General features: G+C 62.4%; 17 protein-coding genes and 2 tRNA genes. 11 read left to right on the forward strand and 8 right to left on the reverse strand.

Annotation, left to right across the window (positions count from 1 at the left end):
- Positions 1-11: 11 nt before the first annotated feature.
- Together AC0L7I_RS15655 and AC0L7I_RS15660 are read right to left on the reverse strand one after the other, a co-directional pair.
- Positions 12-85, reverse strand: a tRNA-Gly gene (locus tag AC0L7I_RS15655).
- A gap of 33 nt (positions 86-118) precedes the next feature.
- Positions 119-203, reverse strand: a tRNA-Tyr gene (locus AC0L7I_RS15660).
- Positions 204-315: 112 nt separating this feature from the next.
- Here AC0L7I_RS15660 and rlmB point away from each other — a divergent pair.
- Together rlmB and AC0L7I_RS15670 are read left to right on the forward strand one after the other, a co-directional pair.
- Positions 316-1,134, forward strand: a complete 819-nt coding sequence (gene rlmB, locus AC0L7I_RS15665) for a 23S rRNA (guanosine(2251)-2'-O)-methyltransferase RlmB (RefSeq protein ID WP_473397357.1) — start codon at positions 316-318, stop codon at positions 1,132-1,134.
- Between the two features lie 49 nt (positions 1,135-1,183).
- Complete coding sequence (locus AC0L7I_RS15670; protein ID WP_473397358.1) at positions 1,184-2,092, forward strand: hypothetical protein; 909 nt, start codon at positions 1,184-1,186, stop codon at positions 2,090-2,092.
- 17 nt (positions 2,093-2,109) lie between these two features.
- Here the strand turns inward: AC0L7I_RS15670 and AC0L7I_RS15675 are convergent, their stop codons facing one another.
- Entirely contained in the window at positions 2,110-2,526 is a 417-nt protein-coding gene (locus AC0L7I_RS15675) for a hypothetical protein (protein ID WP_473397359.1), read from the reverse strand.
- A 160-nt stretch (positions 2,527-2,686) separates the two neighbouring features.
- On the opposite strand from AC0L7I_RS15675, the gene AC0L7I_RS15680 reads away from it, so the two are divergent.
- From AC0L7I_RS15680 to AC0L7I_RS15695, 4 genes are all read left to right on the forward strand, one after another.
- Complete coding sequence (locus tag AC0L7I_RS15680) at positions 2,687-5,512, forward strand: phosphoenolpyruvate carboxylase (RefSeq protein ID WP_473397360.1); 2,826 nt, start codon at positions 2,687-2,689, stop codon at positions 5,510-5,512.
- A gap of 144 nt (positions 5,513-5,656) precedes the next feature.
- Positions 5,657-6,901 (forward strand): acetyl-CoA C-acetyltransferase, encoded by a 1,245-nt coding sequence (locus tag AC0L7I_RS15685; RefSeq protein WP_473397361.1) that lies wholly within the window; start codon positions 5,657-5,659, stop codon positions 6,899-6,901.
- 116 nt (positions 6,902-7,017) lie between these two features.
- The gene (locus AC0L7I_RS15690) at positions 7,018-7,905 is read left to right on the forward strand and encodes an alpha/beta hydrolase family protein (protein WP_473397362.1); all 888 of its coding nucleotides are present in this window, start codon (positions 7,018-7,020) and stop codon (positions 7,903-7,905) included.
- A 78-nt stretch (positions 7,906-7,983) separates the two neighbouring features.
- On the forward strand, positions 7,984-9,600 hold the full coding sequence (locus tag AC0L7I_RS15695; protein WP_473397363.1) for a class I adenylate-forming enzyme family protein: 1,617 nt from the start codon (positions 7,984-7,986) through the stop codon (positions 9,598-9,600).
- Positions 9,601-9,760: 160 nt separating this feature from the next.
- Here the strand turns inward: AC0L7I_RS15695 and AC0L7I_RS15700 are convergent, their stop codons facing one another.
- The 3 genes from AC0L7I_RS15700 to AC0L7I_RS15710 form a co-directional block, all read right to left on the reverse strand.
- Positions 9,761-11,278 carry a L,D-transpeptidase family protein gene (locus AC0L7I_RS15700; protein ID WP_473397364.1) on the reverse strand — a complete coding sequence of 506 codons (1,518 nt, stop codon included), beginning with the start codon at positions 11,276-11,278 and terminating at the stop codon, positions 9,761-9,763.
- 100 nt (positions 11,279-11,378) lie between these two features.
- Positions 11,379-12,530 carry a molecular chaperone DnaJ gene (gene dnaJ, locus AC0L7I_RS15705; protein WP_473397365.1) on the reverse strand — a complete coding sequence of 384 codons (1,152 nt, stop codon included), beginning with the start codon at positions 12,528-12,530 and terminating at the stop codon, positions 11,379-11,381.
- 94 nt (positions 12,531-12,624) lie between these two features.
- Positions 12,625-13,923 (reverse strand): penicillin-binding protein activator, encoded by a 1,299-nt coding sequence (locus tag AC0L7I_RS15710; RefSeq protein ID WP_473397366.1) that lies wholly within the window; start codon positions 13,921-13,923, stop codon positions 12,625-12,627.
- A 35-nt stretch (positions 13,924-13,958) separates the two neighbouring features.
- Here AC0L7I_RS15710 and rsmI point away from each other — a divergent pair, with 35 nt between their 5' ends.
- Positions 13,959-14,840 (forward strand): 16S rRNA (cytidine(1402)-2'-O)-methyltransferase, encoded by an 882-nt coding sequence (gene rsmI, locus AC0L7I_RS15715; RefSeq protein WP_473397367.1) that lies wholly within the window; start codon positions 13,959-13,961, stop codon positions 14,838-14,840.
- Entirely contained in the window at positions 14,833-15,204 is a 372-nt protein-coding gene (locus AC0L7I_RS15720) for a YraN family protein (protein ID WP_473397368.1), read from the forward strand. The genes rsmI and AC0L7I_RS15720 overlap by 8 nt, the downstream gene beginning before the upstream one ends.
- 4 nt (positions 15,205-15,208) lie before the next feature.
- Here the strand turns inward: AC0L7I_RS15720 and AC0L7I_RS15725 are convergent, their stop codons facing one another.
- Positions 15,209-15,595, reverse strand: coding sequence for a c-type cytochrome (locus AC0L7I_RS15725; protein WP_473397369.1), 387 nt, complete (start codon positions 15,593-15,595; stop codon positions 15,209-15,211).
- A gap of 236 nt (positions 15,596-15,831) precedes the next feature.
- Between AC0L7I_RS15725 and AC0L7I_RS15730 the strand changes: the two genes are divergently transcribed.
- Genes AC0L7I_RS15730 through AC0L7I_RS15740 form a run of 3 tightly spaced genes read left to right on the forward strand, consistent with a single transcriptional unit; the run spans position 15,832 to position 19,610 of the window.
- Positions 15,832-17,826, forward strand: a complete 1,995-nt coding sequence (locus AC0L7I_RS15730; RefSeq protein ID WP_473397370.1) for a transglycosylase domain-containing protein — start codon at positions 15,832-15,834, stop codon at positions 17,824-17,826.
- A 45-nt stretch (positions 17,827-17,871) separates the two neighbouring features.
- Positions 17,872-18,912, forward strand: a complete 1,041-nt coding sequence (locus tag AC0L7I_RS15735) for a class I SAM-dependent methyltransferase (RefSeq protein ID WP_473397371.1) — start codon at positions 17,872-17,874, stop codon at positions 18,910-18,912.
- A complete protein-coding gene (locus tag AC0L7I_RS15740) occupies positions 18,909-19,610 on the forward strand; it encodes a pseudouridine synthase (protein ID WP_473397372.1) in 702 nt (233 codons plus the stop codon). The genes AC0L7I_RS15735 and AC0L7I_RS15740 overlap by 4 nt, the downstream gene beginning before the upstream one ends.
- Before the next feature lie 271 nt (positions 19,611-19,881).
- On the opposite strand, the gene AC0L7I_RS15745 is transcribed toward AC0L7I_RS15740, so the two are convergent.
- Entirely contained in the window at positions 19,882-20,571 is a 690-nt protein-coding gene (locus AC0L7I_RS15745) for a hypothetical protein (protein WP_473397373.1), read from the reverse strand.
- Between the last annotated feature and the right edge of the window lie 112 nt (positions 20,572-20,683).

The following is a 20,683-nucleotide window of genomic DNA, read 5'->3' on the forward strand; positions in this document are numbered from 1 at the left end:
TGGAAAAAAATTGGAGCGGGTACACGGGATCGAACCGAGATACTCAGCTTGGAAGGCTGGTGCATTACCATTATGCTATACCCGCAACCGGCGCGTTGCTTATCCTTAGCACAAACAGTGGTGGAGGGGACAGGATTCGAACCTGTGTACGCTATGCGGGCAGATTTACAGTCTGCTGCCTTTAACCACTCGGCCACCCCTCCAAGGGCTGCCTGCGACTTACGATAATTGACGCCGTCGCCCCGAACCGCCTAAAGGGCACGGCAATCCGTGTCCTCCACCGCTTCGGGAGACGGCCTTATAGGGACGAAAGAAATGGCGCGCAACCATACAAAACGCCGAAACGCACCCGGCCCTGCAGGACAGGACGGATCGCCGCGCCCACGGCAGGATCGCCCGCGCGAACGCAGCAGCGGCAGCAGCGGCGAAGGCTGGCTCTGGGGCACGCATGCCGTCATGGCCGCGCTCGCCAACCCGTCGCGCACCTGCCACAAGCTGCTGGCCACCGAAAATGCCGCCGCTCGGCTCGGCCCGGCCCGGATCACGCCGGAAATCATGCACGGCAAGGATCTGGACCACCTGCTCCCCGCCGGCGCTGTGCACCAGGGCCTCGCCCTGAAGGTTGCCCCGCTCAATCCCGTGAGCCTGGAAGACCTGATAGACCGGGGCGTGTCCCGCATCTGCGTGCTCGACCAGGTGTCGGATCCCCACAATCTCGGCGCCATTTACCGGTCCGCCGCCGCCTTCGGATTCAACGGCCTTGTGCTGCAAACACGCCACGCTCCGCCCATCACAGGCGTCGTGGCGAAAAGCGCGGCCGGTGCTGTTGAAATGGTGAGCGAGGCCCGCGTCGTCAACATTGCCCGCGCCCTCGAACAGCTCGCTGACGCGGGCTTTCACACCGTTGGCCTGGACGGTGGAGGCCGCCGCAACCTGGCCGATGCTGTTGCCGGCGCTCCGAAAATCGCCATCGTGATGGGCGCCGAAGGCTCGGGCCTGCGCCCCGCCGTCGCCAAGGCCTGCGCCGAGTTGGCGCGCATCCCGATGACCGACGTCATGGAAAGCCTGAACGTGTCCAATGCTGCCGCAATTGCGTTCTACGAAGCCAGTCGGGAAGGTTTCCCACCGCGCTGAACCTCTGCTAGGGTTAAACGTGAGGAATCGCCAGACGGGAGCACCAGCGATGCTAAGATTTATCTCCATTCTTCTCGTGCTGGCCGGCTTGGCCGTTGCCGGTATCGGCGGTGCCGCCCTGCTCGAAGAATACCGTCCTCATCAGACCATGGCCATGGAATCCATGCCGGCACCGGTAGAGGCCATGCCCGCTCCCGAAGTGGCAATGGAGACGCCGCCGAAACCGGCAGCGATGGAATCGGCTCCAGCTCCCGAAGCCCGGTCAATGACGAAAACCCGCTCGCTCGCTTCTGGTTCGGCTGCCAACGACATGGCCACTGCCGAGGACTCGCTGGATACCGCTGAAAACTTCTCGATCGAGGCGGCTGGCGAATTTGACGCCCTCACGGACGCGCTTGCCGAAACCACAGGCGTGGCCGCCGCCGAGCCGAGACGATCGCACGCCGAAGCGTTCCTGGAGACCCTGCAAACGGTTCCCGTCGCGCACGAGACCCCGAAGTCGGCTGAATACAAGCGCGCCTTTGACGTCACGCTCGCCATTGACGCGACTGGCGACGATACAGCCGTCGACGCCCTGCCTGGCCGCGGCAATGTCGTGACCGGCGAAGCCCAGGTCTCCGACCGCGTCGAAGCCCGCGTCAGCGGCGCCAATTTCGAGATCGTGGAACTTTCGCCCAGCATCCAGTTGCTGTCCCCGCTGACTGAAAATGTCTGGCGCTGGTCGGTCATGCCGCTGTCGGCTGGCGATCATGACCTCGTGTTCGAGATTTACGCCATCGACCAGGACTCGGTTGTTCCACTGCGTACCTTCCGTGACACGGTCACGGTCCAGGTCTCCGGCATCAACCGCGCCATCGCCTTTGCTGATCAGGCCAATCCGCTATTCGTCCTGCTGGGCGGGCTCGGGTCTGCCATTGCCGGTCTGCTGGGCGCGGTGAAATTCTTCGGACGGCGCTGAGCAGCGTCCCGGGCAGTTCAGCAATTTCCGCTCAGGCATTGCTGCAGGTCTGTTGCACAGGCTCGGGCCTGGCGCTCCTGCGCATCCGTCATGTCATCGCGCGCCCGCACAACAACCGGCTTTCCTTCACGGCCCCAGGCGACGGCGTAGAGCCCGCCAACGCTGCGCGCCTTCAGGCATGCGGCCGCGGCATGATGGCATTCCTCATCAGACCGGATGCGACAGACGGGAGGCTGGGAAATCACATTGTGGCTGGGCGCCGAGCCATGAGCCGTAACCGGCGCAGGTGCCGGCTCGACCACGGAGGCACCCGGTTTGTCGGCTTCAAGTACCTGCTCAATGGTGCTGGCAGCAGGCTGCGTAGTTACGGGGGCGATGGCCACAACAACGCTGGCCGCCATCGCCATGAGCGTATCAATCGCGCCAATCTGCATCTACAAGTGCCCCTCTACCGGCCCGGTATTGATACGACATATCGATGGCATATGCCACATATGACGGGTAACCTTGCAGTGAAACCTGCAGTCTGCCTTGCTGAAATGCGCGCGTCGACTGCTTTGACTTCGCAATCAAAGGCGTCTTTGTGGTGAACAGATGACAAATGCCAACCCGACCCCGCTGACGCTCGCTGCCGTTCAGGACTTCCTGCGAGCCCAATCGAAACGAATCGCCGTCGATCCGATGACGAATTCTGTTTTCGCGCTGGCCCAGTCCCTGTTCCGGGATGTCGAGGCCGGCAAGACCAAAGTCTCCGAACTGGCCAAATTTGCGGGCGACCTGCACCTCACCCTGATCGAGGAGCGTGCCGACCGTTTCCGCGAACAGCATTATGACGCCGCCCCCAAGGCAGGCTGGTCTCTGGTGCGCGCCGCGCTCGACGCCCTCGCGGAAAAGGGGCTGGATGCCTTCAGGAACGGCATCGAGCAAAACACGGGCGGCATTGTCTTCACGGCCCACCCGACTTTTGCGCTCTCACGCGCGCTCCGGCAGGCATTCACCGCGCATGTCACCCGGCCCAACAAATCCAGCCGCGCCGCCCTGCTCAAGCACATCCGCGAAGACAGCCGCCCCTGGAACAGGTCCATCAACCTGGTTGGCGAGCACGAAGAGGTCCAGGATGCGCTACTGAATGCTGCCGGGGCCCAACAGGCCTATGCCGCCCTCGTCCTCGAGGTTGCCCGCGGGGCTTTCCCCGATGACTGGCGTGACCTGCGGCCCTACTTGCCGACGCTTGCCAGCTGGGTCGGCTACGACCTTGACGGGCGGACCGACATTCACTGGTCCCAGTCGCTGACTTTCCGCCTGCGCGAAAAAGCTGCCCAACTTGCCCGCTACGCCGACCGGCTCGAAGCCACGTCCGGCGCCAGCAAGATTGGCGCACTTGCCCGCCTGACAGTACGCCTGCGCGGCGCGGCCGTGGATGCCGAAGCCGACGCGGCGCGCTTCGCCGAAGACCTCACCGATCCGGAACGCCTGGTTCGGGCGGCCAATGCGCTCACAACCCCAAGCAAGCGCATGATCCTCGACGCGACTGAGATCACCACCGTTTTGGACGACGCAATCCCGAACGCTGATGATAGCCTGGCTGCTTCGTTGATCGCGTTCCGCGCCGAAGTGGAGTCGCTGCAGCTCGGTACGGCGCGCATCCATCTGCGGGTCAACGCCGCGCAGGTGCGTACCGTTATCAATCGGGATCTCGGCCTTGAAACCGAAGACCGCGAACTCGGCCGCCTTGCCCTCGCCGAACTCTCGCGCAAGGCACGTGTGTCGAAACCGATCCAGGTCAATTTCGCCGACCTCTTCCTCGAACAGTCTACCGCTCGCCGCCAGTTCATGATGTGCGCGCAAATCCTCAAGCACATCGACTCCGGCTCGGTCATCCGTTTCCTCATCGCCGAGAGCGAGAACCCCGCCACCGTGATGGGCGCGCTCTACCTTGCCCGCCAGTACGGTGTCGCCGACAAGCTCGACATCTCGCCCCTGTTCGAGACGCCCGAAGCCCTCGAAACCGGCGGCCGCTTCATCGAACGCCTGCTCGAAGAACCTGAATTCCTGCGCTACATCAAGGAGCGCGGCTATCTCTCGATCCAGCTCGGTTTCTCCGATGCGGGACGATTCATCGGCCAGGTTGCCGCAGACATGGCGATCGAGCGCATCCACAATCTCATCGCGCGCGCCCTGGCTGCGAAGACCGACGATGTGGCCCTGCTGATTTTCAACACGCATGGCGAGTCAATGGGGCGCGGCGCCTGGCCTGGCAGTTTCGGACAGCGGCTCGACCATGCACTGACCCCCTGGACCCGAAATGGCGCCCGTACGCGCAACCTGCGGCTCATGCACGAGGTCAGCTTCCAGGGCGGCGACGGCTTCCTTCACTTCGCCAGCCTGCCGATCGCCGAGACGACTTATGCTGCGTGGTGCCACCGGGCCCTGTCCGCGCCACCGGACACATCGAAAGACCCCTTCTATACGCGTACGGACCTTGTCTGGGACTTCTATCGTTCGCTGCGGGCGTGGCACGAACGCCTGTTCGTCAATGCCGACTATGGCCGCCTGCTGGGCGACTTTTCCGCTGGTCTTGTTGTCAAGGCAGGCTCGCGCCAGAAGCGCCGTACCGGCGGCCCGACGGGTCCCCGCGCCCTGCGCGCGATCTCTCACAACGCAACGCTGCAACAGCTCGGCATCCCCGCCAACACGGCTTCCGGAATCGGCTCATCGCTACAGCGCGAGAACGACCGCCTGATCGAATTGATCAATGCCAGCCCACGCATGCACGGTCTCATCCTGCTGGCACTCAAGGCCCGCATCGTCACCAGCCTGCCCGCCTTGCGCGCCTATGCCAACGTGTTCGACCCAAGCATATGGATCGCACATTCCCGCCTCGCCGAGCCCGACAAGGCCGCGGCCTATCGCAGTGTCTATTATGGCCTGCGTGACGACGAAACCGCCATCTCGATCAACCGGATCGCCAATTTCCTGTCGATCGACCTTGCCCGTTTCGACCGCCTCCTCGCCCGGCTTGATGATGCGCCATCTGCCGAAGAACGCCACGAAGGCCGGCTCGACCTGCACGCCCTGCACGCCATCCGTCAGGCATTGATGATGCGAGCCTTTACCCTTGTCGGCCAGCTGCCCCGCATTTCCCAGCGCCACGATACCGATGCCCGCGACCTCCAGCGCATGGTGCTCGAAATGCGGATCGCCGAGACCGTCGCCCTGCTTGTCCAAATCTTCCCCCGCGCAAGCGACGAGGACACGCCGTTCAAGGCGCTTACCGAACCGGGCAGCGAGACCAAATCTGCAGCCAGCTATGGCTATGACAGCATCCACCGCGACATAATCGGACCGCTGGACGAAATCGACCGCGCCCTCCATGGCATCAGTCTGGCCATCACCCACGCCTATGGCGCGTTCGGTTAGGAATGCGTCAGTGGCCTCCCGGTCTCCCCGAGGGAGCGAGACATCGGTTGTCCGGCCTCTCCCAACGTCATGCCTTCCTATGACGCTTACGTGCGCGTAAACCTCTTCCATCAACCCCTATGATGCGAACCGGGAGAAACCCTCATGGCTGAAGCCTATATCATCGACGCCTGCCGCACACCGCGCGGTATTGGCAAAGTTGGCAAGGGCGCCCTTGCCCACATCCACCCCCAGCAACTTGCCGCCACCGTGCTGAAAGCCCTGGCCGAGCGCAACAAGCTCGACACGGCCACGGTCGACGACATTATCTGGGGCACCAGCAGCCAGCGCGGCGCGCAGGGCGCCGACCTTGGCCGCATGGCCGCGCTCGATGCCGGTTATGACATCAAGGCCTCCGGCGTCACGCTCGACCGTTTCTGCGGTTCAGGCATCACATCCGTCGCGCTCGCCGCGGCTCAGGTCATGTCCGGCATGGAAGACTGCGTCATCGCAGGCGGCACGGAAATGATGAGCTACACCGCGTCCACCGCCGACCCGAAAAACCCACCCATGATGGACGCAGGCAACCTGCGCCTGCGCGCCCGCCATCCGCAATCGCAACAGGGCGTCTGCGCAGATGCGATCGCCACGCTGGAAGGCATTGACCGCGAAGCCGTTGACCGCCTCGCCTATACGAGCCAGCAGCGCGCTGCTCGCGCCATCGAGGAAGGTCGTTTCGACAAGTCCGTCGTGCCCGTCTACAATGAAGATGGCTCGCTTGCCCTCGACCACGAGGAATTCCCGCGCCCGCAGACGACGATGGACACGCTGGCAGGGCTCAAAACCGTGTTCAACATGTACATGGACATCCCGGTCGACGACAAGGGCACCACGTATGGCAGCCTGGTCACGTCGAAGTACCCGCAGATCGAAGGCAAGGTGAATCACGTTCACCACGCTGGCAACTCGTCGGGCGTTGTCGACGGCGCAGCCTGCCTCCTGCTGACGTCGAAAGAATATGCCGACAAGCACGGCCTCAAGCCGCGCGCCCGTATCGTCGCCACGGCAAACATGGGCGACTGTCCGACGCTGATGCTGAATGCGCCGGTTCCGGCCGCCAAGAAAGTGCTCGAAAAGGCTGGCCTCACCAAGGACGATATCGACGTCTATGAAATCAACGAGGCCTTCTCGGTCGTCGCCGAGAAGTTCATCCGTGACCTCGATCTCGACCGTGAAAAGGTCAACATCAATGGCGGCGCCATGGCCCTTGGCCATCCGATCGGCGCCACCGGGTCGATCCTGATCGGCACGGCCCTCGACGAACTCGAGCGTTCCGGCGGCCGATACGGCCTGATCACCATGTGCGCTGCAGGCGGCATGGCTCCGGCGATCATCATCGAGCGCATCTAGTCTCGACACGGCAACAGCCGGATAATCAGCCCGCTCCCGGTATCCGGGGGCGGGCTTTTTCGTGGCACCGCTGCATGGACCGCATTAGGGTGCTGAATTGCCAAAAGGGGAAACGCATGAAAACCGCAATCTTTAGCGCCGCATCGATCAGCGCGTTGATGTTCATCTCGGCCTGCGCCACGGCGCCGGAGATCGCCGTTGCCCCCACAGCGGTTGACCCGGACTTTCCGCCGTCGCTGGAGGAGCTGAGTTTCGAAAGCCACGGCGACCGCCTGAACGGCCATGCCTATCTCGCCGAGGGTGCAGGCCCGCACCCGACCGTGGTGCTGCTGCACGGCTTTCCGGGCAATGAGCGCAATCTCGATCTCGCCCAGGACCTGCGCAGCGACGGATTCAACGTCCTGTTCTTCCACTATCGCGGCGCATGGGGCAGCGAAGGCACCTACAGCTTCACTCACGTCATCGAAGACGTGGCCGCAGCCACCGACATGTTGCGTGCCAAAGCCGAAACGTATCGCACAAATCCCGACAAGCTGATCCTGATCGGCCACTCCATGGGCGGCTTTGCAGCACTGCAAGCTGCGGCCCGTGACGAGCGGATCAATTGCGTGGCAGGCATTGCGCCAGCAAACCTCGGCAGCATCGCAGCCGCGTTCGAGGCTGATCCCGACGCCGCCAAAGGCTTTGCCGCCTACAGCGATACAATGCAGATGCTGTCCGGCCTGACCGGTGAGACGGCCATCGCGGAAATCATGGCCAATCGCGGAGCTTTCGACGTCGGGGCGCTGGCGCCGAAACTTTCGGGCAAGTCCGTCCTGCTCATCGCTGGAGACAAGGACACATCGGTCCCGCCAGACCAGGTTCATTTCCCGCTGGTCGCTGCCTATGAGGCCGAACCGGGCATCGACCTGACAGCCAAGGTCCTGTCAGGCGACCATTCCTTCTCCTGGTCCCGCCAGGGATTGATCGATGAAGTCCTCGGCTGGGCCGAGCGTTGCCGCTGACACTGTGCAACTGGCCATGCACCCACATTGGAACTAATCTCTGTTTCAAACAGAATAAAAACTGACATTGAGGGCAGGATGTACAAAGTCGATCTCACGGAATCCTATTTCCCGGCACACGGTGGGCCTGAACCTGCGCCGCTGACAATTGGTGCGATGCTACGTGCATCTGTGGCTCGCGCACCTGATTTTCCGGCGCTGAAGGCGCTCGACTATGACGGCGCCATCCTGCGCACATGGACCTATGCCCAGCTTCTGCATGACAGCGAACGCCTTGCCCGGGCCCTGGCCAGCCGCCACGCCGAAGGGGCGCGGATTGCGGTCTATGCCAACAACGTGCCGGAATGGGTCCTGCTGGAACTCGCCTGCGGCCTTGCGGGCGTCACTCTCGTCACGGTCAATCCGGCCTACCAGAAGCGCGAACTCAAATTCGTGCTCGAACAGTCCCGCGCTGAAGCGATCTATTATGTGGAGGATTTCCGCGGGAACCCGATGCAGGACATCGCCGATTCCGTCTGCGACGAAATCCCGGCGATCCGGCACCGCATCCTGCTCACCGACCATGACGCACTGTTTGCCGGAGAGAATGAAGGAAGCTTGCGCAATCCGAAGCCGTCCGATCCGGTGCAGATCCAGTACACGTCCGGCACGACGGGCTTTCCCAAGGGCGCGCTACTGCATCATAACGGCCTGGTGCGAAACGGCGTTGATGCCATGACGCGGGCGGGCATGTCGGCAGGCAAATCCTTCGTCCACAACATGCCGCTTTTCCACACGACCGGTTGCGCAATCCTCGTGCTCGGCGGACTCGGCGTCGGCGCAACCATGCTGCTGGCCCCCATGTTCGATCCGGAAATGATCGTGAAAGTCATTGAACGGGAAAAGACGGACTTTATCCTCGGTGTGCCTACCATGCTCGTGACCCTCATCGACGACGTCCGGAAAACAGGCCGCGATGTCTCGTCGATCTCGCGCATCATGTCGGGCGGCGCCATGGTCGCGCCTGAACTCTGCAAGCAGGCCCGCGCCGTGCTTGGAGCGCCCATCCAGATCGTCTATGGGCAAACCGAAACATCGCCCGTCATCACACAGGCATGGTTCGAGGATTCGCTTGAAGACCTGACGCAGACAATCGGTCAGCCCACTCCGCATACGGAAGTATCGATCCGAAATCCGCAAACGAACACTGTCGTTCCTGTCGAAGAGCAGGGCGAAATCTGCTGCCGGGGCTACCTCGTCATGACCGGGTACAATGACAATCCCGAAGCGACCGCTGCCGCCATCGATTCCGAAGGCTGGCTCCATACCGGCGATCTAGGGCGGATGGACAAGCGCGGCTATGTCAGGATCACGGGCCGCGTGAAGGAAATGATCATTCGTGGCGGTGAAAACCTGTTCCCGGTGGAAATCGAGAATGCCCTGCTTGAGCATGACGCGGTCGCCGAAGTCGCAGTCGTCGGCATACCCGACGAAAAATGGGGCGAGCAGGTCGCCTGCTTCCTGCGCAGCAATGGCAAACCGAAACCTGACGGCGAAGCGCTGAAGAAGTTCATCCGCGAACGCCTGTCACCCCAGAAGACGCCAGCCTACTGGATATGGGTGGAGGAATGGCCCCTGACGGGATCCGGCAAGATCCAGAAATTCAAGCTGCGCGAAGCCTACGAGGCTGGCGAATTCGAGGGACAGCTCGTCTAGGCGGCAGGTCTGGTTCGCCCGCTATTCATCCTCGTGGTCGTTCCAGAAGCGTTCGATGTACCCAAGGAAGCCTTCGCTTTCCATGTGGCAATCGGCAAGGCTTGCTGCAACAGAAACTCACCGAGTCCCGACGTGCCGGTCGGGATCAAGCATAAGTGCGTCAGGTTTGCGGCGGTCTGTGACGCAAGGCCCGCAACACGACGTCGTCGCGCTCGTAGATATCGTCGAGATAACGCACACCACCGAAGCCATCGCTCATGATGGTCGAGTAGAGAATGTGAACGGGTATCGTACGCGACAACACTGCCCGCGTTTCCAGGCCGGACGAAACCGCCTTGTCTACTGCATCCGGCGTCCATGCCGCAGTTTCATTCAGCAACCATTTCGACAAGCCAACCGGATCCTGCGTTCGCAGGCATCCGGACGAGAAGGCCCGCTGACGCTGGCTGAACAAGCCGCGTGTCGGCGTATCGTGAAGATAAACATTGTGCGGGTTCGGGAACATTATCTTCACCTGCCCCAACGCATTCATGGGGCCTGGCGCCTGTCGCAATCGATACGGGAAATTTGCGCCGCTTACGGCGTTCCAGTCGATCGTCGCCGGGGCAACCAGGTCGCCAGAACGGTCCAGGACCTGGAATCCGAGCCGTTCGACCGCACCCGGATCGTTTCGGAACATTGGCAATTTGTCGGCCTTGGCCAGGCTGGATGGCGTTTCCCACCAGGGATTGAACACGATATATTCGATCTGGTCCGAGAATACAGGTGTTTTCCGGTAGGTCTTGCCGACAATGGTCAGGTGAGTCTGTTCAGCCACTCCATTGGCAAACGCTGTCACCTCGAACGAGGCAATATTCGCGCGCAGGTGTCGACGCCCGAGATCTTCGGGCAACCAGCGCCAGCGCTCCATGTTGACCCGTAATTGATCGGCACGGTCTTCCGCCCCCCTGTTCAGGGCGCGAACCGTTGAAGCGCCGACAACGCCATCGGGGTCCAGGTTTTCCGAGGTCTGGAAAGTCTTGACCGCCTCAATCGTGGAATCGTCCATTGTTCCAGTCGTCGAACCAGCTTCGATGAAATCGAGCTCAGCCAGCCGGGCCTGCAGCGCGGTAACCCGTTCACCGGATTGTCCGGCTTTAAGCGCCGGACCGCCAGGCACGATTGTGATGGATTCGGCTATATTCGCCTGAATGGCGACGAGTTCATCCTTCATCGCCTTGTAAAACGGCTGGCGCGGCGCGAATTCCTCAAGGCTTTCAGCTATCGTCCCATATTCCAGCGCGTATTGAAGAACCGCTGCAAAATCGGCATTTCGCGATGCGACCGTCCAGGTGGGCTCAATCGAAATCGCATCGAGCTTGCCGTACAGGAGATGCGCGGCTGCCGTGAGCCAAGCAGCCGTTGCAACACGGTCGCGGGCTTCGGGATCATCCCGCAACGCCATGAGACGCTCCAGGTCGTAGTGTTTCGGATTCAGCCCGTGCGCATTCATGTTGCTGATGCCGGTCAGCAGCGCGTCGTAGTTTTCATCACTCCAGACCTGGTCAACGCCGGCATCTGAATGAAACTGTTCTGTAGCAAGTGGAGCCAGACGGAACATGACCTGCAATTGAGCATGGGCAGGCAACATCGTCATAGCGAAGAGACCTGCAGCAACAATGGTTGCGGTCAATTTCATATTGGTCGTCCTTGTTTCAGCGTAGGGTACGCCCTGACAGGACAACAGAATTGGTTGGTTGTATCAATGCCCGCGCTGGGCACAGTAGCTGGACGGGCAGTTAGTTCGCCCGCTTCTCGTCCTCATGGCCGTTCCAGAAGCGCTTTATGCGGCCGAGGAAACCTTCGCTTTCCGGGTGGCAATCGGCACCAGAGCATTCGCAGAATTCGCGCAGGATTTCCTTCTGCCGGGCAGACAGGTTCTGCGGCGTCTCGACGAACATTTCGACATAGAGGTCGCCGGTCTGGCCGGATGAGCGCACACTTGGCATGCCCTTGCCGCGCAGGCGCAGCTTGCGGCCGGTCTGGGCGCCTTCCGGAATGGCGACTTTGGCGCGGCCGCCATCGATCGTCGGAATCTCGATTTCACCACCAAGCGCTGCCGTCGCCATGGGCACGGGCGCACGGCAATAAAGGTTTGGCCCGTCGCGTTCGAAAATGTCGTGCTCGACCACATCGACAAATATATAGAGGTCGCCCTTGGCGCCGCCCGCCGTGCCGCTTTCGCCTTCGCCAGACAGGCGGATGCGCATGCCGCTCTCAACGCCTGCCGGGATTTTCACGGACAGCTTGCGTTCTTCGCGAACCTGGCCTGCACCGCCGCATTCCTTGCAGGGCTTGCGGATGACCTTGCCCTTGCCCGAACAACGCGGGCAGGTGCGCTCCATGGTGAAAAAGCCCTGCTGGGCGCGCACACGCCCGTGGCCGTCGCACATGTCGCATTTCTCGGGCGTGCTGCCCTGCGCGGCGCCGCTGCCGGAACAGGGCTGGCACGGTACGGCCTGAGGTACGTGGATTTCTTCGTCTTTGCCGAAAAAGGCTTCTGCCAGGGTGATTTCCAGGTCGTAGCGCAGGTCTGATCCGCGCTGAGGACCGCCCCGGCGGCGACCACCAAAGCCACCTGCACCGAAAACCTGGCTGAACAGGTCCTGGAATATGTCTTCCGGATTGACGCCTGCACCGAACGGGCTGCCACCGCCGCCGCCGTTTTCGAATGCAGCATGGCCATAGCGGTCATAGGCAGCGCGCTTGTCGGCGTCGCTCAAGATGGCATAGGCCTCGCCGACTTCCTTGAACTGCTCTTCGGCCTCACCGTTTCCGGCATTCTGATCCGGATGAAACTTCATGGCGAGCTTGCGATAGGCTGATTTCAGCTGCTTGTCGTCCACATCTCGAGCGACGCCGAGCACCTCATAATAGTCGCGTTTGCTCATGATTTATTGCCGTCTTCCCGAATTCCCTGATGTGCGCAGACATGTGGGGCGAACTGTCCCTGCCCGCAAGGGATAGCTGCAGAAAGCACGGTGGTCAGCTGGGTCCGGGACCGAAGGCGGTGATGCCTTTTTCCACGACCGACGCGCCAGACGACTGGATCTGCATCACGGCAAGGCCGCGCTGCGATGTGCCGTCGATGCGGAACCGGAACAGGCCGTTGACGCCCATGAATCCATCCGGATCGGTGACGCCGTTGTACCGCATGTTGTCGTCTGCCGCGAGCCGCACCGAAAGCGCGGCGGCGTCATAGGCGACCGCAGCCAGGTCCGTCGGGTTGCGGCCATAGATACGGTTATAGGTCTGTTTGAATCCCGTGAGGTTCGCCGGGTCCGGTGCAGCATAGACCCCGCCTGCCAGGGTCGGCTCGCGCCAGATGCTGGAATCATCCCACAGGCTGGTGCCCATCAGCATGACCTGACGCATGTCGACCCCATTATAGGGCAGCAAAGGTGCCACCGAGAGCAGCTTCACGCCGCGCTCCGGGATCATCACGGCCACCTTTCCGCGTGCAATTTCGGCCTGCAGGACAGTGGCAATCTGGCGGGATTCCGCTGTCGCCCCTGACGCGGGATCATAAAAGGCCGACGCAACAACCACGCCGCCCTGCTGCGAAGCCTGGTAGCGCATCGCCGCTTCGACCTGGTGGCCATATGGCGTGCTGGGCCCAAGGAACACGAATGAGCGAACGCCGCGGGCTCCGGCATATTGCATCACGCGGGTCACTTCCTCTTCAGGCGAAACCGATGCGAGATAGGCCCCGCCGCCAGCCGCGCTACGATCATTTGAAAAAGCGATAATCGGCACGCGGGCGTGGCTCGCTGTCGGTTTGATCGCCTTGACGTTGGCACCAAACAGCGGACCAAGAATGATATCGGCGCCTTCTTTCAGCGACTCGTCCACGCGCGCTTCGGTCACTGATTGCTTGCCGGCCGTATCCTTCGGCATGATCAGGAAATTGTCCCCAGCATATTCAAACAAGGCGAGCTCTATGCCAGCCAGCATGCTCTCGGCTTCAGCGCGCACCTGCGCATTCGGGTGCGAAAACGGCAGCAGCACGGCGGCGCGTTTCACGTCGCGCCCTTCCATGAATGGCGGTATCAGCCCGCCATCGCCGCGAACCGGTTTCTGGTGCTCCAGTTCGCCGAGCCGGGTTTCGTCCACTTCGCCGGGTTGCATCACTTCACCGGTCACAGGGTCGACACGCGGTTCACCGGTGCCGATCTGGACTGGCGGGCGGGCGGGCGCTGTGGCACAGGCCGTGGCCAGGAGGAGGGACGCCAGAACAAGGCTTGGCGCTTTGAGCTTCCTGAGCAATGGTTGAAGCAATGTCATCTCCTGATCCTTCTGAGCCCGAAGCGATTCACGCCTTGGGCGACTCTACGGGCACCCGCCTTGCCGGGCAACCGGCGCAGGCACTTGGCCCCGGGCTTTATGTCGTCTCCACCCCGATAGGCAACCTGCGGGACATCACACTGCGAGCGCTGGATGTCCTGAAGTCCGTCGAGGAAGTTCTGGCAGAAGACACCCGCGTCGCCGGGAAACTGATGTCTACCTATGGCCTTAAGGTCCGGCTGAGCCCCTACCATGACCACAATGGGGCGGAACGGCGGCCTGACCTGATTTCCCGCATGCAGGCCGGCGCGAAAATCGCCCTCATCTCCGATGCCGGTACCCCGCTTGTGTCAGATCCAGGCTGGAAACTCGCTCACGAGGCGCTCGAGGCTGGCGTCAAAGTGTTCCCCATCCCCGGTGCGTCGGCGATGCTGGCCGGGCTGGTTGCCAGCGGCCTGCCGAGCGATCACTTCATGTTTGCGGGCTTCCTGCCGCCGAAAAGCGGGGCCCGCCGCGCCGCCGCTGAGGCCCTTAAAGCCGTGCCCGGTACGCTGATTTTCTATGAAAGCGGCCCGCGCCTTGCCGCTTCGCTCGAAGACCTCGCCGTCGCGCTCGGAGGCAACCGGCAGGCCGCCGTCGCCCGGGAACTGACCAAATTGTTTGAGGAAACCCGCAGGGGTACACTGGCAGAGCTGGCAGCCCACTATGCCGAAGCCGGCCCGCCACGCGGCGAGATCGTGCTGCTGGTCGGCCCGCCCCTCGAGACCGAGATCACGCAGGCGTCCCTTGATGCAGCGCTGCGCGACGCCCTCAAGGATCAGCCGACCAAGGCCGCCGCCAGTGCAGTGGCCGAGGCCCTCGGCCTGCCCAAGCGCGATGTCTATCAGCGCGCCCTGCAATTGAAAGCCAATGGCTGAGGCCGCCCGCCAGCGGGCCGAACGGCGCGGCCGGACAGGCGAAACGCTGGCCGCGCTCTGGCTGCGCCTCAAAGGCTACAGAATTCTCGCGACCCGGCTGCGCACACCAGTTGGCGAGATCGACCTCATCGCCTCAAAGGGCCGGATCATTGCGTTCGTGGAAGTGAAAGCTCGCGTCAGGCGCGACTATGCGCTCGGCGCCGTCACGCCAGCCAGCTGGCAGCGCATCGCCCGCGCGGCGGACTTCTGGATGGCGCGGCGGCCACGCTACGCTGACTTTGGTTGGCGCTATGATCTCATCGCCATCCAGCACTGGCGCCTTCCTGCACACGTTCGTGACGCCTGGCGCCCGGGATTGGCATAACCGCCTATTCCGGCGCAGGCGGCTCCTGCTGGATCGACACGACATAGGCCAGCAGCACTTCGGCACCCAACGGGCCAAACACAAAGTCCGGCATCATCTCGTGCCCGACATGAAGCCCGGCCTGGAAATCCTCAGACAGTGTTTCCGGATTATACTGCGCCATCAGGTAGCGCAGTGGTGGCGGGTCTTCCGGACGGATTTTAGGGTCATTGTCGAGCGCATGGCAGTTGGCGCACTGCGCTTCCGCGATCACGCGCCCGTCGGCAATCGACTGGGCGTCTGTCTTGATGGCATCGAATGGCACGACGCCATTTTGCGTACTGTCACAGGCGGCAGCGCCCATGGACAGGATCAAGGCTAGGGCGGCTGGGCGAATGAAAGGGCCGGTCATCGGATATGGTACTCCTGAATTGCGCCACGCGCTGTCTCGCTCGAAACGCGGCTGATATCTGGCGATTGACGATCATGCGTCCCAGCAAGGATACACTTTTTGGAACACTCGCAAATATACGCATTAACCCTATCGAACGGAATTTTTGCCGCTGCCTGATACATGAACAGCGCCTTCACCCTGCCGTAATCAAATCGCATCTACAAAATCCTTCATGATTCATTGTACAGGCTGATATGGCCAAAACTTCACCACCCAAGCCCACGCCGCGCACCATCAAGGTGCCGCGCGAACCGGTTTTCCGGTGGCCTGTAACCGTCCGCGGGTGGCTGATCCTGGTTGTGCTGGCCGCCATGTTTACGGTCGGCGGGTACGCCCTCTACAAATGGCGCTCGCTCTATTTCGGCATGCCGAAACTGCCGGACACGGCCGAACTCTGGGAATCCCATCGTGATCCGGCCATGGAATTCGTCGACCGGGACGGCAACACGCTATTTGTCCGGGGCCCTCGCTATGGACGTGCCACGGACATTTCCACCCTGCCCGCCTTTGTGCCCCAGGCCTTCATCGCCGCCGAAGACAAGCGCTTCTATGAACATGACGGCGCCGACGATGCCGCCATTGCCCGCGCGGCCCTGTCGAACCTGCGCGCAGGCGAGACGGTCTCTGGTGCGTCGACCATCACGCAGCAATTGATCAAGAACCTCGTGCTCGACAATCGCCAGACACTGAAGCGCAAGGCGCAGGAAATGAAGCTCGCCCGCGAACTCGAAAAGCGGATCAGCAAGGACGAAGTCCTCTCGCTTTACCTGAACCGCGTCTATTTCGGCGCCGGCCTATACGGCATCGATGCGGCGGCGCGCTATTATTTCGGCAAGCCGCCGGAGAAACTCGAAATCCAGGAAGCGGCCCTGCTCGCCGCCCTGCCCAAGGCACCGTCCAAGCTGAACCTGCGCGATAACCTGGCTGGCGCCAGGGACCGCCAGCTCTATGTCCTCGCTGAAATGGTGGACCAGGGGTTTATCACGAAAGACCAGTCCGACACTGCGCGTGCGACCGACGTGAAAATCATCGACGCGCCGGTCTACGACGCCCAGCTCGGCTACGTGCTCGACGCCTCAGCCGAGCGCGTAAAAGCGATGCTGCCGCGCCTTCCGGGTGATCTTGTCGTCACTATTTCAATCGATCCCAAGATACAGAAACACATTGAGACCGTGCTCGTCGAACGCATGGCCAAGGACGGCAAGGCACAGGGCGCAAGCCAGGTTGGCGCACTGGTCATAGCCAAGGATGGCCGCGTCGTTGCGATGGTAGGCGGTGCGGACTATTCGGCGTCAGAATTCAATCGGGTGACACAGGCCAAACGTCAGCCCGGGTCGAGCTTCAAGCCCTTTGTCTATGCCGCCGCGCTGGAAGATGGCTTCTCGCCCTATGACGTGATGATCGATGCGCCCCTCACGATCGAGAAATGGAAACCGGAGAATTATGGAGGCGGTTTCCTCGGACCAATGACGCTCAGCGAGGCCCTGACCCGCTCGACCAACACGATCGCTGCTCAGCTCGGACAGGAGGCAAGCGAGGAACGCATCATCTCGCTGGCCAAGCGGTTTGGCATGACAAGCCCGATGCAGCCTTTCCCGTCACTCGCCCTTGGCAGCCAGGAAGTCACCATGTGGGAGCTCGTGCGGGCCTATGGCGCCTTCCAGTCCGGCGGCCTGCGCATGGACCCCTATCTCATCGACAAGATCGAAGACTCGCGCGGCATGGTCCTCTACCAGCGCCCCGAATACGAGCGTGAGCGCGTCTATCCCTACGAGCTGGCCGAAGACATGAACGCCATGATGACCCGCGTCGTGAACGCGCCCATCGGCACGGGCGGGCGGGCGCGGGTCAAGAACTGGACCGTTGCAGGCAAGACGGGCACATCGCAGGATTGGCGCGACGCCTGGTTCGTCGGATTCACTGCCGCCTATGTCGGCGCTGTCTGGGTCGGCAATGACGATGACAGCCCGATGAAACGCGTCACCGGTGGCGGCCTGCCAGCTGACTTGTGGTCGGACATGATGGAAGTGGTCCACGCCGGAAAGCCCTCGGAAAGCCTGATCGGCGCCGAAGGCGGTGTCATGATCAGCGAAATGGCGGAGCAGCGCATCTCCTTCTATCGCGGCCTCAGCCAGGCCTTCAGCGTCGCTGCAGCAAATCGCAAGGCCAGCGGCGCCGCCCCGCAGTAGAACCGGGCTTTTCAGCAAGGCGCATTCCGCCTAACAGGCGTTCGCATGGATACTGATGTTCTCGAAACCCTGAAACTCGCCCTCGATGGCGGCGGTGTCGCCGTGCCGGAAACGGGAGAAGTGCTGTTCCTGAGGGCGGAACCGGGGCCGGTGCTGCCGCTCCTTCCGAAGGACCGGCTGACGTGCCAACAGACGTTCAAGCCGCCGCATGATGCCCTCAAGGGGGCAGGATACAAACTGCTCTCTCCCGGGACAGAGACGTTCGAACCCGCCGCACTCACGCTTATCCTGCCGCCCCGCCAGAAGGCCGAGGCCAGGGGCCTCTATGCCCGCGCCATGCTGTCGGCGCCCGACGGCGGCGTGGTGCTGGCCTGCCTGCCGAACACGCTGGGCGGCAAGACCGCCGAGAAGACGCTGGGCGAGATTGCCGGCGCAACCGAGAGCCTCAGCAAGCACAAGTGCCGGGCCTTCTGGGCGAAGAAAGACAGCGCCGCGTTCAACACCGCGCTGGCTGAGGCCTGGGTCGCCGCCGACCAGCCGCAACCTGTCGCAGACGGAGCGATGTGGAGCCGGCCGGGCCTGTTCTCGTGGGACCGGATCGATGCCGGATCGGAACTGCTGGCCGAATGCATTCCCGAGGACATCAAGGGCAAGGGCGCCGACTTTGGCGCGGGCCAGGGCTACCTCACGAAAGAGGTGCTCACCCATTGCCCCCGCATCACGCACATCGACCTTTATGAGGCCGAGCACCGCGCCATAGCCTGCGCGACGAAGACGCTGGAAGGCATCGACAACGTCACGATCACCTGGGCCGACGCGACGCGCGACGTGGCGGAAAACCAGTACGATTTCATCCTGATGAACCCGCCCTTCCATGTCGGACGGGCCGACGCGGCCGGCCTTGGCCAGGCCTTCATCCAGGCCGCCGCGCGGGCGCTCAAGCCGGGCGGCAGCCTGTACATGGTGGCCAACCGCCACCTTCCCTATGAGGCGACCGTCAAGGCCTGCTTCAAACAATTTGAAATCATTGAGGATTCTGGCGGCTACAAGGTGATCCGCGCCGACCGGCCCAAGCGCCAGAAATGAAGGACCTGCGCGCCCTTGTGAAATACCTGTCGGGGCTGGGGTATGGGTCCCGCAAGGAGGTTGAGGCGTCCATCCGACGGGGGCGGTTGGGGGGCCTTGATGGGGGTGGCAAGGGGGTGGCGCGACCATTCGACGGTGTGACTTTCGACGGCGAACCGCTCGACCCGCCACCCGGCATGGTCGTCCTGATGAACAAGCCGGCAGGCTTCACCTGCTCGCGCGCGGACGCCGGATCGCTGGTCTACGAACTCCTGCCGCCGCGCTTCCTGAAGCGCACCCCTGCCCTCTCGACGGTCGGGCGGCTCGACGCGCCGACGACGGGCCTCCTCCTGTTCACCGATGACGGGCAATTGCTGCACAGGCTGATCTCTCCCCGGTCGGAGACGGAGAAGGTTTATGAAGCCGTCCTAGCCCGGCCGCTGGAAGGGCATGAGGCGGAGGCCTTCGCCAGCGGCACGCTTCTGCTTCGCGGCGAGGACAAGCCACTGAAGCCGGCAAGGCTGGAGGTAACGGGCGAGCGCACGGCCCGCGTCACCCTCACCGAAGGGCGCTACCACCAGGTCCGCCGCATGTTCGCCGCCATGGGCAACCATGTCGAGGCGCTGCATCGCACCCGATTCGGCTCGCTGACGCTGGACGGACTGGCCGAGGGCGAGTGGCGGGTGCTGGGGGCGGAGGAAGTGGCGGGGTTGCAGTGAGTTTCGAATTTGGCTGGCGTCCTCATTGAGTGCGGCATTCACCAGATCCACAATATCCTGATCCCGTTCCGCGGGGGCGGCACCGCCGGTGAAAGCTATATTTCGACCTATCAAAGGCAGCTTGGCGCTGACCGGCAAATGCATCAGCGAGACATGGGACGCTCGATTTCGCTTCCGCTGACGGCAGATTTGACGCCGACAGAAGACACCGGATTTGCTGCCGTGTCTGGTCGGAACCAAAGCGCTTTGCCACGGTCGCCCGCAAACCGCACTAGAGGCATATCTTATTGTAGCGTTCGTTTTCCCGGGCGAACATGGCGCGGATTGTTTCGCCATCTGACGGTTCCGGCGCGAGGGTTTCCGGGTTCCATTGATGCCGGTCCGTCGCGAAGAAGTCGCCGCCATAGATATGAATGCCGCCCGTAAACCGCAGCAGCGGATTGGTCACCGAGTGGATCGCGTCAGTCTGCAGTGTCGCAACGTCGCCTTCGAACAGGCAATTGGCGGCGCAGGCCTCAAGGCCCTGCTCGCCTTGCCGCCAGAGGATATTGTCTTCCCGCCCGGTATAGATGCCGATCAGGGCCCACATGGCGTGATCATGCGGCAGCAGGTTCATTTGCGGGGTCCAGGTCGCCGCGAAAATCGTCAGGGTGCGTGAGCGGAGCAGCACGTCCAGCCCTGCCTGCCGGGGCTCGCCCAGGCCTGCGAGAACGGATGACGGATCCGACACCGCACGGGCCAGCACGCCGCGCACGGCGCTGACAGGGTCAGTTTCCATGTGCGCCCGGATGCAGTCTTCCACGAACCGGTCCCTGTCAAACGGTGTTACATTGGCTGGTCTCGCCTTGGGTTCCATCTTTGTGTGCCCTTTCGTTGCGATCAATGGGACGGCGGCGAATGCCGCGCCGCGCGTCAGTAGATTACGGCGCGATATGACAGCCGGTGCACTTTTCAGGATCACTGTTTTCTCCCTTTTGATTGTGCGCGATGACGCGCTGCCTGGCAATTGAGGCGAACGCCGGCAAGCATTCCAGTCAATAATCTGGACTGGTTCGGTTCCCGGATCAGTGGTT

This window comes from Hyphomonas sp. J20-32, from assembly GCF_055808555.1.